This is a genomic window from Paenibacillus cisolokensis (assembly GCF_018403665.1).
GTDB classification, from domain to species: Bacteria; Bacillota; Bacilli; order Paenibacillales; family Paenibacillaceae; genus Paenibacillus_AH; species Paenibacillus_AH cisolokensis.
Window position 1 is genome coordinate 1 of sequence record NZ_BOVJ01000098.1, and the last position, 15,173, is coordinate 15,173.

Annotated in this window: 8 protein-coding genes and 3 pseudogenes; 8 read left to right on the forward strand and 3 right to left on the reverse strand. The window is 56.6% G+C overall.

The genetic code is table 11. The features are described from left to right. Nucleotides 1-21: 21 nt before the first annotated feature. A pseudogene (locus PACILC2_RS13795) lies at nt 22-927 on the forward strand (polysaccharide biosynthesis protein); the annotation flags it as partial. A 380-nt stretch (nt 928-1,307) separates the two neighbouring features. On the opposite strand, the gene PACILC2_RS13800 reads toward PACILC2_RS13795, so the two are convergent. Then, nucleotides 1,308-2,387 (reverse strand): glycosyltransferase family 4 protein, encoded by a 1,080-nt coding sequence (locus tag PACILC2_RS13800; protein ID WP_213529167.1) that lies wholly within the window; start codon nt 2,385-2,387, stop codon nt 1,308-1,310. Nucleotides 2,388-2,499: 112 nt separating this feature from the next. Then, the gene (locus PACILC2_RS13805; RefSeq protein ID WP_213529190.1) at nt 2,500-3,492 is read right to left on the reverse strand and encodes a ketoacyl-ACP synthase III; all 993 of its coding nucleotides are present in this window, start codon (nt 3,490-3,492) and stop codon (nt 2,500-2,502) included. 269 nt (nt 3,493-3,761) lie between these two features. Here PACILC2_RS13805 and PACILC2_RS13810 point away from each other — a divergent pair. Together PACILC2_RS13810 and PACILC2_RS13815 are read left to right on the forward strand one after the other, a co-directional pair. Then, nucleotides 3,762-4,325, forward strand: a pseudogene (locus tag PACILC2_RS13810) (carbohydrate-binding protein); the annotation flags it as partial. A gap of 155 nt (nt 4,326-4,480) precedes the next feature. Then, on the forward strand, nt 4,481-5,884 hold the full coding sequence (locus PACILC2_RS13815) for an ABC transporter substrate-binding protein (RefSeq protein WP_213529168.1): 1,404 nt from the start codon (nt 4,481-4,483) through the stop codon (nt 5,882-5,884). A gap of 73 nt (nt 5,885-5,957) precedes the next feature. On the opposite strand, the gene PACILC2_RS13820 is transcribed toward PACILC2_RS13815, so the two are convergent. Continuing rightward, the gene (locus PACILC2_RS13820) at nt 5,958-6,743 is read right to left on the reverse strand and encodes a helix-turn-helix transcriptional regulator (RefSeq protein ID WP_213529169.1); all 786 of its coding nucleotides are present in this window, start codon (nt 6,741-6,743) and stop codon (nt 5,958-5,960) included. Nucleotides 6,744-6,881: 138 nt separating this feature from the next. On the opposite strand from PACILC2_RS13820, the gene PACILC2_RS13825 reads away from it, so the two are divergent. From PACILC2_RS13825 to PACILC2_RS13845, 5 genes and pseudogenes are all read left to right on the forward strand, one after another. Further along, the gene (locus PACILC2_RS13825) at nt 6,882-7,958 is read left to right on the forward strand and encodes an alpha/beta hydrolase (RefSeq protein WP_213529170.1); all 1,077 of its coding nucleotides are present in this window, start codon (nt 6,882-6,884) and stop codon (nt 7,956-7,958) included. Between the two features lie 126 nt (nt 7,959-8,084). After that, nucleotides 8,085-9,760, forward strand: a pseudogene (locus tag PACILC2_RS13830) (extracellular solute-binding protein). Nucleotides 9,761-9,781: 21 nt separating this feature from the next. Next, nucleotides 9,782-11,530: a sensor histidine kinase gene (locus PACILC2_RS13835; protein ID WP_244863500.1), complete on the forward strand. Its 1,749-nt coding sequence runs from the start codon at nt 9,782-9,784 to the stop codon at nt 11,528-11,530. Next, nucleotides 11,523-13,154, forward strand: coding sequence for a response regulator (locus tag PACILC2_RS13840; RefSeq protein WP_213529171.1), 1,632 nt, complete (start codon nt 11,523-11,525; stop codon nt 13,152-13,154). The genes PACILC2_RS13835 and PACILC2_RS13840 overlap by 8 nt, the downstream gene beginning before the upstream one ends. A 174-nt stretch (nt 13,155-13,328) precedes the next feature. Then, nucleotides 13,329-15,074: a glycoside hydrolase family 43 protein gene (locus PACILC2_RS13845; RefSeq protein WP_244863501.1), complete on the forward strand. Its 1,746-nt coding sequence runs from the start codon at nt 13,329-13,331 to the stop codon at nt 15,072-15,074. The last annotated feature ends 99 nt before the right edge of the window (nt 15,075-15,173 follow it).

Sequence of the window (15,173 nt, forward strand, 5' to 3'; positions counted from 1 at the left end):
ACGGAAATTTTACACTAACTGAAACAACCGAAGGAAGTCATCGTCTTCTCTCGCAACGAATCGAGCCAGGTAGAGATGAGCCGGACGTTCGTGGACAACAGACTCCGATTCCATATCGGGGATATCCGGGACAAGGAGACGCTTAAGCAAGCGTGCGAAGAGGTGGATTACGTCTTTCATCCGGCTGCCCTCAAGCATGTGTCGGTATGCGAGGAACAGCCATACGAAGCGCTCAAGACGAATATCATCGGGACGCAGAATGTTATCGAGGCCGCGATAGAAAACCGGGTGAAACGGGTCATTTATATTTCGACGGACAAGGCGGCCAACCCTGCGAACTTCTACGGTATGACCAAGGCGATCGGCGAAAAGCTGATCGTCTATGCCAACCTGCTCCGGTCAGAAACGCGGTTCGTCTGCGTTCGCGGCGGTAACGTGCTCGGAACCGAAGGCAGTATCATCCGTCTGTTCATGAATCAAATACGCCAAAAACGTAAGGTCTATATTATGGACATGCGGATGACCCGCTTCTTCCTGACGCTTCAGGATTCGGTCCGGCTGCTGTTCAAAGCTTCGGAGGAAAGTCTCGGAGGCGAAATTTTCGTCATGACAATGCCGATGTGCCGTATCTCCGATTTGGCCGAGGTATTGATGGAAGCGCTCGGTACAGAAGTCGGGATGATAGAGACGGGAATCCGGCCGGGGGAGAAGCGGCATGAAATATTGCTGACCGCATATGAGAGCAAAAATACCGTTATCTACGACAGCGAATATCTGGTCATCCTGCCGGATCTTAATATTCCGGGGCTGCGGGAGCATTACGGAAAGTATCCGAAGGTGGCGTTCGACAGCTTCTGTTCCAGCGAAAAATTGATGACCAAAGCGGAAATTCGCGACATGCTCGTACGCGGGGGGTTCATATCGTGAAACTTCTGGTCATTGGTGGAAGCGGCATGGCGGGGCATTTGCGCACAAAGGATGGACAGGCCGTTATGGCCGCAGTGGTGCTGTTATGTTGTACCGTTAAGCGTGCCTGTAAGTATGTCGCTAAAACGTGTCGTTAAGCGTGCCGCTCCGATCGTGCTCGGGCCAGCCCGGTATGGCCGGGCCGAACCTCCCCCCGGCAGCGCAGCGATCAACGCTTTAAGCCGGTGCTGAGCATACCGTCCGGTCACCGTCCTCTTGTTGGCGAGTGTTCTTTTCGCATGGTCTTTTCACACTATATGGAGGACAGGCGGCTGTCGTCACGACGGATGCTGCCTGTCGATCGTCCAAATCCATCTTCGCATCCCCTCCGGCTAAACCGTTCATATCGGGTGGCCCAGCGCGCGCATCACGTTAATGAGATCGGAGACGTAGCGCTCCGGCGTAAATAGCGTGCGAATACGGGCTTCCCCTTGCGCGATAACGGATTTCCGCAATGACGCATTCCGCATCAGATCGAGCGCTTGCCGGACGGCGTCGTGCACCGAAGCGGTCATAAATTTGCCCGTCACGTCATGGTCGATAAAATGGCGTACGCCGTCGGAATCGGTGGCAAGCACGGGACAGCGGCAGCTCATCGCTTCCGCCACGGCATATCCGAACCCTTCCACTTTCGAAGTGGAGACGAGCATGCCGCCTGAATATCCGGTAACGGAAAAATAATGCGGCATATGGTCGTGCGGCATATTGGAAAAGACCTTCAAACGCCGGCCCAACCCTAGGCTGGCAACCATCGCTTGAAAATGCACGCATTCTCCCGGTTCCGATATGTTGGCGTCCTCAAACATCCACAACTGCAAATTCGGAACATGCGAGGCAAGCGCCGCCCCGATCTCCAGAAAATAGCGCCAGTTTTTGTTCGTTTCCAATCTCCCGACCCACATGAGTATCGGGGCCTCCGACGGATTCAAGTCCGGTGCGTGCACATAGGAGAAGCGGTTCGTATCGACCATGTTCTGAATATAGAAGCGGGGGAAGTCCCCGAAATATTTCTGAAAGAGCTGCATCAGATGGGAGGTGGGCGGAGCGATGACGCCTTGGGCATGCGAACGGACAAACATGGATGCGAACTCCAGCGTCGAGTTGGCCGCTTCGACGCTCTCCAGACCTTGCGCCTCGTAGATGAGCGTGCCCGGATATCCGACCCCTCTCAGCCGTTCCAGCATAAAATGATCGCATGTGACGACGATCGCATCGTACTGCCTGACATGAACCAGTCCGGCGAGCTGTTGCTGATCGTTCATGAAATAAGTGGGAATGTCCCGGATGTTTTGCTTGCCGGCTCCATCCCAAAGGTACAGCTGCTCCGCTTCGATCCCTCTCTGGCGCAGCGCCTGGCACCGCAGCCGGTTCAGCGTTTCGATGCCGCCGCTCGGAATATAGTAGGTAAACAGAATTTTCATTCCTTCTCCCCCTTCTTATGATGGGTTAGCGGCGCAAGAAACCCCTCTTTCATCCTATGCACGGTGCCGGCTGCGGGTATGGGACATGGCGTAGGGAAGCAATTTATCGTGTTCAGAGCGTCCAGCGGACAACGGCGCCGGCCTGGATCAGACCGCCGCCAAATCCGTAAAGCAGCACGATATCCCCCGATTTCAGACGGCCGTCGCGAACGGCAGCGTCCAGCGAGAGCGGAATCGAGGCCGCCGACGTATTGCCGAAGCGCTCGATGGCGCTGAGCGTCTTGTCCAGCGGAATTCCGCTGCGGCCGCATACCGACTCGATAATGCGGGCATTCGCCGTATGAGGCGCGAACCAGTCGATATCTTCCGTCTTCAAGCCGCATTCGTCGAGCAGTCTGTTCACGCCGAGCGGAACCTGCTCCACCGCCCATCTGTACACTTCGCGCCCGTTTTGAACGATCAGGCCGTTGTTGCGGATCGGATGTCCGTCAATGGAATCGGACAGATTCGACCGGTACAAATGATGGCCCAGCGAACCGTCCGTCCGTGAAATCATGCCGAGCAGGCAGCCTTCTTGATCGGATGCTTCCAACAGCACGGCGCCCGCTCCGTCCCCGAACAAAATGCAGGTCGTACGGTCGGTGTAGTCCGTTATTTTGCTGAGCGTTTCGGCGCCGATGACGATAATTTTCCGGTACGCTCCGGACAGCAGCAAGCCGTTCGCCATTTGAAGAGCGGCCACGAAGCCGGCGCATGCGGCGTGCAGCTCAACGCTGCCGCAGTTCGCCATGCCGAATGCCGCCTGTATGCGGGATGCGACATTCGGGAAGGAAGTGTCCGGCGTTTCCGTCGCCACAATGATATAATCCGCATCTTGAACCGTGACGCCGTACCGGTCAATCATGTCGCGGACGGCCGCGATGCACAGATCGCTGCAATACTCGTTCTCCGCGGCGATGCGGCGTTCGCGAATGCCGGTGCGCTGCACGATCCATTCGTCGCTCGTATCGACCATCCGCTCCAGGTCGAAGTTCGAAAGAATCCGATCCGGGACATAGGAGCCGATCGCGGTAATGCGCGCGTTGGACCGCAGGCGGGGATGGATAGGGTTCACAGGTAAAACTCCTTTCACGATTTAAATTTGACATCAAGTATTATTATCAAGTATTAGTATCAGGTACTAATAATGTATGCGAAGATGGGCGGGATGTCAACTGTTGGGTGGTGTCAGAATTGTTGAGAATACAAAGAAATTGGTATTAAAGCCGCTACGCGGAAGGGGATAAAAACTACAACCCGAAGAGTTCTTTTTCCTTCAATTGCTGAGGAAGTTAGGAACTCACTTGTAGCTTTATTAGACTGTTGGCTGGATAGACGGAGGTCTACTATCCGAACAGCGACATGACGTCGGGAGACCGCTGGCCCGAAGCATTGAATGTTGCGGAGCATATGTACAATGCCATGGTAGAAGGGAATTTTCAAGCATACGTATGGTGGTACATCCGCCGGGGATACGGTCCGATGCGGGAGGATGGCACGATAAGCAAGCGAGGATATATGATGGCGCCTTATTCCAAGTTTGTTCGTCCAGGCTATATACGGGTGGAAGCGACCAAAAATCCCGATCAAGAGGTATACGTATCTGCCTATAAAGGTGACAACAAAGCGGTGATTGTTGCCGTTAACAAAGGAAGTTCGGCGGTGAGCGAAAATTTTGTTCTGCATAACGGGACCGCATCGACCGTATCGTCATGGGTTACGGACGGTACCCGGAATCTTGCGGCCAAAGCGCCTATCGCAATCTTGAACGGCTCTTTTACGGCCGAACTTCCCGCCCAGAGCGGGCAACGAGGAGGAGGTACGATCCATTGCGGTGTGTTCATCGATTCTGTTGCGGCGTTCAATATGAGGAAGCAGGTTGTTGAAATTTACATTTAAAACCTACAAAAAGGATTGGGAACCTCTATGGTTAGTTTTTTAGGTTAACGATATCATTTCCTTCATAGAGGTGCTGGCTACGCGGAAACAGGAGGCAACTTTATTATGTAAGCGCTGCACTTCGAGGTGCGGCCGATCTGAAGGGGGATTTGGAGATGAGGTCTCGCAAGATCATGTTGTTGCTGTGCAGTTTCATCCTAGTGTTCGTGGCGGCATGTAGCAGCGGTTCGGGCGGCGGCAGCGCCGGCAACCCGTCCGGCGATGCGAACAGCGGCAACGATGCCGCGAACGCGTCGGCCGGGTCGAATTCGAATTCCGGGGCCGACGTGTCGACCGGGGAAGAAGAGGCGACCGGCACGCCCGAAATGGATTTCGACATGGGCGGCCGTACGATCAAGTGGGTGTCCTGGTACAGCGAAGAAATTCCGGAAGACAATCCGGACAACATCAAGCGGAAAGAGAATCTGCAAGCCTTGATGGAGAAACACAATTTCAAGATCGAATACGTCGTGCTCGACTACGGCGAGTATCAGAACAAGATCACGACTTCGCTGATCGCCGGCGAACCGCTGGGCGATATTATCCGCGTGGCAAGACCGTGGATGATTCCGACGCTGATCAAACAGGGGTTGTTCCATCCGGTCGATGAATACACGAAAAACGAGAAGGTGTTCATCCCGCAGTATACCAACGAATATTCCAATTTCGAGGGCAGGGGCTACGGGTTCCGTACCGGGATCCTCGGCGCTTCGGGCGGGGTCTTCTACAACCGTACGCTCATGAATCAGCTGGGCTTGAAGCCGCTGCAGGAATACGTGAACGAAGACAACTGGAACTGGGAGACGTTCATCCAGGTCGCGAAGGAAGCGAATCGGGATACGAATAACGACGGCACGCTGGATACGTGGGGACTCGCGACAGCCTCGATACTCGTTCCGGCCATGGCTTCGAACGAAGCGACGCTGGTCAAGGACGGCAAGCAGACGCTTGATGATCCCAAGACGCTCGAAGTTTTGAATTTCTTGTCGCGGCTCGTAACCGAGGGCGTCGCAAGGCCGACGGAAGGCGGCGACTGGACCGAACCCGGTCAATTTTTCCGCCAAGGCAACACGTTAATGTACGCCGGACAGGACTACGAGATGGACGGGTTCAAGACGGATATGCCGGATACCGATATCGGCTTCTTGCCTTTCCCGAAAGGGCCGAGCGGCAACCGATATCAATCGTTCAATACGATACCAAACTACCTGACGATTCCGAGCGCGGTCGAGAACCCGGAACAGCTCGTGTATATCTACGAAAAGATTAACGATATCGATTCGGAGTACGACTATCCGCAGCAAGCGAACTTCGAAAGGCTGTTTTCCACCGAAGAAGATATCGAGAACGCCAAGCTCGCCGGACAAAGCATGAAGATCATCGAGAACAACGGCGCGTACCCGTCCATGCCTTTCTACGAGTTCCAGGGAGAAATACTGGAAGGCACTTCGGTCTCGACTGTCGTCGAGAAGTACAAAGGACCGTTCCAGGCAGCGATGGACGAAGTATGGAACAAGTAACCGGTTGATCGTCGATGCCGTGAACGGAACATACAATCCCCATTCCCGAAACGTCCGGAATGGGGACTGTTGATTATTTCTTGCGAGCGGCGGACGGGGGGTAGCCCTTCAGCATTTTGAACACCTTGCTGAAATAAGAAACATCGTAGAAGCCGCATCGTTCGGCAGCCTCCGTCACAGTAAAGTCGCCAGAGGACAACATCATCTCGGCGTTGTTGATGCGAATGCGGTTCACGTATTCCTTGAAGGTCGTACCGGTGTACTGCTTGAACAGCTTGCCCAAGTAAACAGGATGAAGGTTCAACTTGTCCGCCCATTCGTTTATCGTCGTCGTCTCCGAATAATGCTCCGCGAGGTGCGCGGTCAGCTTCTTGATTCGCGGATCGATCAGCGAGGTCGACTGCCGGTGACGGTTGCTGAGCAGTCGATGCAGGATGAGTTCGAACAACGCGCGCGAATGAATCCAGTAGAACGGCTGCTTGCTCATCCAGACTTGTTTGAATTCGCGGATATACCCGAGTATCTCCTTGGTGATCGCTTTTTTGGTGACGACCTCGAACGGCAGTCGGATATGGTTGTGCGGCTCCGCCCAGAAGAAGTTGAACGGATACGCATGCATGGGGGATTCCTTGAACGTGTGGGCTTCCCGCACGCTGCCTCCCGGCACGTAGACGAGATCGCCTGCCTCCACCGTATGTTTCACGCCGTTCACATAGTAGTTGGCCTTGCCTTCGACGACGAATGTAAGGTCGTGGAAGCCGATCCTTGCTTTCTGGATCGTCCAGTCCGGATAGCATCTGCGATCGACGAACAAGAAAATATTCGGCACCAGGTGAGGGTGGTACTCGAGTTCCGTCATGGTTCGCCTCCCATATTTGCGTGTTCGTGCAAAGATGGCTTTAAGGAAAGATGCATAAGAGATTATACTACAAAAATGAAGCGTTTACACACTGGCGCATGCCGTCGCACGGCATCGAAACGAGAGGAGGAATGAAAGATGAAGAACATCCCGATTACGCCTGTTCCCAACGAATATAAACGGGCGCCCGGAAGAGAGCGTCAAGGCACCGTTCACGAGGTTTCGTATCCGGCAAGAAATTATATCAACCCGTCGCGACAGCTCGTAACGGATCGCCGTATCGACCCCGTTGAAGCGGGAAGGGAGACGGTAGAGGGACGCGAGATCGTGAAGATATGCTCCGTCTATATGCCTGCGGGATACGATGCGAAGGATTCGGGCTCCCGTTACAACGTCTTGTATCTGCTCCACGGCGTAGGCGGAGATCATTGCGAATGGCTGTCCGGCAACGGCAAGGAGGGCGAACGCGCTGTCCTGTGCAACATCGTCGACAACCTGATCGCCGGCGGGCAGATCGACCCGCTGATCGTCGTATTTCCGAACGGCAGAAGCGCGCACGATTGGACGGACCGGACGTTTCACGCCGAGGGAACGAACATGCTCGGGTTCTATTATTTCGATTATGAACTGCGCTACGATCTGATCCCTTTCATCGAATCGAATTACAACACATACGCGGATATACGCAATACGACGGACGAAGGAATCGCCAGGAGTCGGATGCATAGGGCGATCGCAGGTCTGTCGATGGGCGGGATGCAATGCTTGAACCTGGTTCTCGGCGGTTACCGCTGCGATTCGGTCTTGTATACCGGTTCGGACGGGGGTTGGAAGAACGGGCTGGCCCCGACGGTGCGCGCACCGGGGATGATCGACTTGTTCGCCTATGTCGGCGCCTTCTCCAATGCGCCCACGTCTAGCGCCGGGGAAGTGCTGGGCGAGCGCATTGCGGCGAGCGGCCATCGGCTCCATCTGCTTCATATGACCTGCGGCGTGGAGGACGGCGTATCCGCAAGCAGTTACGCGCACGCGATCGAAGGGCTGGCCGAACGGGCCGGCGATCGGCTGGGAACATTCGATCAAGTATTGATATACGGCGGCGTTCACGATTTCAACGTCTGGCACAACGGCGCGTACAATTTCTTGCGATCGGCATTCGGGAAGGACGATGCGAGCGGCACGTCTGTCTACAAGACGATCCTCCCGACCTGCTGATCCGGAACTTGTAAAAATCGGACAACAAAATCAAAATTTGATCGTTGCTGTTTATTGTCGATGCCGGAAAATAGAAATGATACACATTTTTCGATACCGGTTCGAAAGGGGGGAATCCGTTTGCGAATGCCATTTGCGAGCAAAGCCAGTCTGATATGGACAGCCATACTCTCCATTCTGCTCCTAACGGCATGCGAACCGAACGGGGGCACAACCGGCGGGGAAGTCTCGGTCGAACGCGTCGGTCAGCGTTTGTCCCTTCCGGCGGAATCGGTCAAATACGACCCGCCGATCGACATATCGTTCGTCCGGGAAATCGGCGAAGAGATGAACGGTTTAATCCGGGCCGTGCCGGGAGAGACGTTGGAACATAATCGCTGGACCCGGCTCTACGAAGAAGCGCTCGGCATTCGGATACGGTATAAGTGGACGGCAAACGGAGATCTCTATCACCAGAAGTTGGGCGTTGCGCTTGCTTCCGGCAACCTCCCCGACGTCGTACGGGTCGATGCCCAGCAATTGCGGCAGCTCAGCAACGCGGGGCTGATTCAAGACTTGTCCGAGTTCTACGAGAAGTACGCCGCGCCGTTCACGAAGGAAATTCTAAGCCAAGAAGGATCGGGGCCCTTCGAATCGGCAACGATTGGCGGCAAGTTGATGGGGATTCCAGATACGGGCGCTTCGATCGAGAACGCGCAATTTCTGTGGATTCGGACCGATTGGCTTGAGCGGCTCTCCCTTGAGCCGCCGAGAACGATCAGCGACGTGTTGGCCATTTCGAAAGCGTTTACGGAGGACGATCCGGACGGCAACGGCATACGCGATACGTACGGGCTGGCGGTTGCGCAGCATCTGTGGGATCCCGTGATGGGGCTAGGGGGATTCATGGCCGCCTACGGCGCGTATCCGAATATGTGGATCGAAGACGAATCCGGCAGACTCGTGTACGGGGCCGTTCGGCCGGAAGTGAAGACGGCGCTGAAAGTGCTGCAGGACATGTATCAGAGCGGGCAAATCGACAGCGAATTCGTGTTCAAGAACGGCGATAAGGTGGACGACGATATCGCGGCCGGCAAGTTCGGCATGCTTTACGGACAGCAATGGGCTTCGTTCGTGGTGCAGTCCAGCCATGAGCGCGACCCGAGCGCCGACTGGAAGGCTTTCCCGATCGTATCGTCGACGAACGAGCCGGTCCGCGTGCCGTTGCCTTTCGCTACGACGCAATTCTATGCGGTTAGAAAAGGCTACGAGCATCCGGAAGCGCTCGTGAAGCTGTTCAACCTGCACTTGGAGAAGAACTGGGGCCAGACGGCCGAGTACGAGACGTATTACAGCACGCCGTTCCCGGTATGGAAGTTCTCCCCCGTCACCCCGTTCCCGGCGCTCAAGAACTTGGAAGCGTACCGCCAGCTCGACGAAGCGCGCCGCACCGGAGACACCTCCGTGCTCAAGGACGAAGCCAGGGCGATTATGAAAAATATCGAAGGCTACTTGACGCGCAACGATATCCACGGTTGGGGCTGGCAGCGTACCTACGGCGAGGATGGCGCGTTCGCGATACTTGACCGCTACGAGAAAAACGGTCAATTGTTGTACGAGCCTTTCGGCGCGCGACGGCAACGATGATCGAGAAGGAGTCGATCCTTTACAACTATGCGCACGATACGTTCGTGAACATCATAATTGGCCGTCCGCTGGAAGATTTCGACCGATTCGTCTCGGAGTGGAACCGGCTCGGCGGCGCCGAGATGACGGCGGAAGCGAACCAGTGGCATGCGGAGCGAGGCGGAGGCCGGAAGTAGCGTTGCATCGGAGGAGAGGACTTGTTTAGAATTCCCGCGAAGTCATTGCACAACACGATATTCGCCAGACTGGTATTCACTTATCTCGTCGTCATTCTGCCGATCATCATGTTGGGCGTCTATCTGTATAACTGGAGTTACAAGAATGCGAGCGAGGAAGTGTCGCGAAATTCGCAAGCGCAGCTGTCCGCTTACCTCGAAGACCTGGATCGCGAGATCGAATGGATGGAGATCCAGCAGTACGACATTCTGCAGGACGGCGAATTGCGGAAGATCGCGCTCACGTGGGATTTGATCGACGGGGTCGAGCGGAAGGAGAGCGTCAATTATTTGTTGCACCGCCTCACGTCGATCAAGAGTACGAGCGCGTACATCAAGGATATCTACATTCACATTCGTTCAATCGGCAAAACGGTATCGGGCGCGGGCGGCCTCTACGATTTCGACGCGGAACGTTACGCGGCGGTCCGCTCCGAAGCGGAAGTCGGCGGCAGGCTGTTGAAGCTGGGCGATTCGCTGAATCTCAGCGGCTCGATGTACGGCGGGAACGGGGAAGACGAACCGCTCGCACTCATCCAGATCGAGCTCGATAACGAGAAGCTCAAAGAGTCGCTCGCGCAAGTCAACGTGTATCCGGAGAGCGGTTCGTTCCTGATTGCCGGCGATTCGGATTTCATCCTTGCCAGCGACGACGAAGCGACGCCTATTCTGGCGCGGTACGCGGCGGCGGAAATTGAGGAAGGCCGAGCCGCAAAGACGGCGCTGCTTGAAATCGATGGCCGCACGTACCACTTCGACAGATCCGTCTCCGACACGCTCGAACTTTCCGTCGTCTCCTTCTTGCCGGAAGAGACGGTCAAGCGTCCGCTTAACAGATTCAATCTCTGGGCATGGGTATTCGCCGGCACATCCGTATTCGCCATTCTCATCTACGCGCTGTCGACGTATCAATTCGTGCACCGGCCGCTCTTGCTGCTCGTCCGGAGTTTTCGCAGGATGGAGGGCGGCGCGCTGGATATTCAAATCGACCATGCGCGCAAGGACGAGTTCGGCTACTTGTTCGACCGGTTCAACCAGATGCTCGTCAAGCTGCAGACGCTCATCGATCAGGACTTCAAGCAGAAGCTGATGATGCAGAAGGCCGAGCTGAAGCAACTGCAGTCCCAGATCAACCCTCACTTCCTGTACAACAGCTTCTTCATCATGAATTCATTGGCCAAGACGGGGGACACCGAGCGGATCGAGCTGTTCACGAACATGCTCGGCGATTACTTCCGCTTCATTACCCGCAACGGCGAAGATAACGTCCTGTTGACGGAAGAGATCAAGCATGCGCGGACGTATACCGAGATCCAGAAGCTGCGGTTCTCGCGCCGGATCCGCGTGCAATTCGACGACCTGCCGAGCGGGATGGCGCATATCCGGGTGCCTCGGCTGATCGTTCAGCCGATTATCGAGAATGCTTACGAGCACAGTCTCGAGAAAATGACCCAGGATGGCAGGCTGCTCGTCACGTTCGAGAGGAACGAGCGCGAGGCGCTCGTCATCGTGGAAGACAACGGGAATATCGGCGACGCGGAGATCGAAGCGTTATACAGAAGGGTGACGGACGCTTCCGAATCGCATGAGACGACGGGCCTCGCCAACATTCATCGGCGGATTGCGTTGACGTACGGTGAAGGAAGCGGATTACGGTTCTCGCGAGGCGAGCTTCAAGGTCTGCGGGTCGTCATTCGCATTACGCTCGGGGAGGAACATCGGGATGTATAGACTGCTGATCGTCGATGACGAGGAGATCATCACGGACGGGCTGTACGAAGTGTTCAGCCGGTTGCCGGAACAACTGGATGTATGCCGCGCTTACTCCGCGCAAGAAGCGCTGGACTGGATGTCGCGCACGCGCATCGATATCGTGTTGACCGATATCGCCATGCCGGGAATGAACGGACTCGAAATGACGGAGACGATTCTTTCCTATTGGCCGAGATGCAGAGTGATTTTCCTCACCGGACACAGCGAATTCGAGTATGCGTACCGTGCCATCCAACTGCCGAACGTCCGGTACCTGTTGAAGACCGAAGGGTATGACAAAGTGCAGGATTCCGTTCGCGAAGCGATGCAGGAGCTTCATCGCGGCAGCCTCGAATACCGTCTGCTTGCACAATCCCGCGAACAAGCCTACGCGCTCGAGATGATGGCGCAAGGTGACTATTTGCGTCAACTGCTGCAAGAGAGCCGCGCGTTCTGTACGGACCGGGAATCGCTGTCGCGCGATTTCCGCAAGCTGAATATCGACCTGGACCCGAGACGCGACGTCGTGCTGGTACTCGGCCGATTGACGTTCCCCGAGGGTTTGACCTATTCCGAGCGCACCGAACGGACGGGCTCGGCCAGAACGATATGGGACACGCATTTGTCGGCACAGATACGCTCGATCGGAATTGCGGACAGATACGGGGATTTGTTATGGTTCATCCAGCCGTCTTCGGAAGAAGAAGCGCAGCGCGGCGGCCATTTGCTCCGATATTTGGAAGGGACGCTGGAGCTCATCCAGGAGACCTGTCTGAATTCCCTTGAATTAAAGATCGGGTTTACGATCAGCGGCGGATTCTGCAAGTGGGAGGCCGTCACTTCCCAGCACGAGCGGCTGCGCCGCCTGCAGCAGTTCAAGATGGGCGAAGGCGTCTCCATCATTCTGAGGGATCAGGCCGAACTGCCGGACGGCACGCCCGGCAGAGAAAGCTTCTTGCCGGTATACAGAATCGAACAGATGGCGGCGCATCTCGAAGCGGGAAGAGCGGCGGAATTCCTCGCGGTACTGTCGGAAATGACAGGTGCCGTGCCGGAGCACGACGGGTGCGCCGCCGCCTGGCGAACCGCAGAAGCGTATTATGCCGTCGCGCTTGTCTTGTATTCGTACATCAATCGGCTGGGACTGCACGGGCGGATCGACGCCGGGAAGCTGATGCGCCTCGACGACCACCCCTCCATGCGCGAGGGGTTCGACTACGTGAGACAGGTCGCGGAAGCCGTCTTCCGATCGAAGCGATCGGAAGAACGGGGACGGGCTTCCCATGTCATCGATCGCATCAGCCAATATATCGAGGATCATATTCACGAAGATCTGTCATTGGTGAGGCTGGCGGAAATCCACTATTTCAACCCGTCGTACTTGTCCCGCCTCTTCAAGCAGGAGCGCGGCATCAATCTGTCCGAATATATCGATCATTGCCGGATCGTCAAAGCGAAAGCGCTGCTCCGGAACGGCGACTTGAAAATACGCGACGTATCCGAAGCCGTAGGATATGAAGCCGCCCACTCGTTCACGCGGTTCTTCAAGAAGATGACGGGCATGACGCCCCAGGAATACAGAGACGGGCTGATCGTCAGCTAGGCGAAAGACGAACCGGACGTAAGCCCGTCGGCCGTGAGGGGCCGTCTTTCGCGGTGGCGGCCCGCGCCTGCCGAAGAAAATGTAGAATCCGGCGGGTAATGAAGAGAGGATCGGCAGGTTGTTCGCTTCCCCGGTATCTGTTACGCTTTTGAAGGAAGCGAAGGGGGGAGCGCAATGTGGCCGATTCGTAGGCCGGTTCTTCTGTTATCGGCAATTCTGGTATGCACCGCGGCGGCGTTATGGATCCTGTATCGGGCGACCGGCGGCGATCAGGTGCCGGATGAGCGCTTCGTCGTGGAGCCCGTCGAACCGGCCGCAGACCTGAAGGAAGAGGCTGTCGAGGTTCGCGACCCCTTTAGATTGAAACGGGAGTTGACGGCGAAGATGAACGAAGATGTGAAAGGCGACAAGATGGAGATGGACCGCGCGGACGGCAAGACGACCGATTACGATGTCAGAGGCGCGGCCGCCTCCTTGCGATATGATCCACCGGCCGAGGCCGTCGGCAAGCTGCCGCCGAACGGCAACCCGCTTGTCTCGCATAAGTTCGGCGCCGATCCCTACGCGCTTGTCTATCGGGATCGCGTCTACGTGTATGCGACGTACGATCAATTCGAATATGACGCGGCGGGCGAAGTTAAGGACAACACGTACGGCAGAATCAACAAGTTGTCGGTCATCTCCTCGGACGACTTGATGAACTGGACGGATCACGGCGCCGTACACGCCGCGGGTCCCGACGGCGCGGCGAAGTGGGCGTCGCAATCGTGGGCGCCGGCGGCGGCGCACAAGGTGATCGACGGAAAAGACAAGTTCTTCCTGTACTTCGCCAACAATGCAAGCGGCATCGGCGTGCTCGCCGGCGACAGCCCGACCGGTCCATGGGTCGATCCGATCGGCAAGCCGCTCATTGCGCGAACGTCGCCGGCAGCCCAAGGCGTAACCTGGCTGTTCGATCCGGCCGTCCTCGTGGACGATGACGGCCAAGCGTACATCTACTTCGGCGGAGGCGTCCCGGAAGGGAAAGAGGACATGCCGAATACCGCGCGCGTCATGCGGCTCGGCGACGATATGGTCAGCGTCGTCGGCGAAGCGGCGGTCATTCCCGCGCCGTTCATGTTCGAAAGCGCCGGCATCAACAAAGTGAACGGCGTCTATTATTATACGTACTGTTCGAACTTCTATAGCGGCGTCCGACCGGAAGGGAGCCCGCCGGCAGGCGAGATTGCTTACATGACGAGCGACAGTCCGATGGGGCCGTGGACGTACCGCGGCACGATGCTGAGCAATCCCGGACACTTCTTCGGGGTAGGCGGCAACAACCATCATGCCATCTTCCGGCTGCGCGACGACTGGTACGTCGCCTACCATGCGCAGACGTTGTCCAAAGCGATGGGCGTGCCGAAGGGGTATCGTTCGACACATCTGAACCGGGTGTTCTTCAACGATGACGGGACCATTCAGCCGGTTGCCGCGGACTTGAAAGGCGTCGAGCAGCTCAAGCCTCTCGATCCGTATGTCCGTGTCGAAGCGGAGACGATGGCGTGGAATGCGGGCATTGCCGTCGAACCGTTCGGGACGGAAGGCGGAGCAGAGGCGGGCTTGGCGGTCGCCGATATCGACGACGGCGATTGGACGGCCGTGTCGAAGGCAGACTTCGGCGACGGGGCGGCCGCCGTGAAAGCGTCGGTGAAGAGCCTCGGCGCAGGCGGCGCCATCGAGCTTCGCCTGGACGGACCGGAAGGCCGGCTGATCGGGACGCTCGCGGTCCCGGCAACGGACGGTTCGGACCGATGGATCGAGACCACAACGGCCGTTACGGGGACGGAAGGCGTACATGACTTGTACCTCGTGTTCCGGGGCAAGGCTGGCGAGAAGACGTTCCTGTTCGATTGGTGGCAATTCGAGCGCGATGCGTAAAGCGGCTCGCGAGATGAAGATCGTGCCCCGGCTTCAGACCCGGGGCGCGATCTTTTTTGGACCGTTGCATGGACGGAATACCTGTGATTTGTCGGGTGA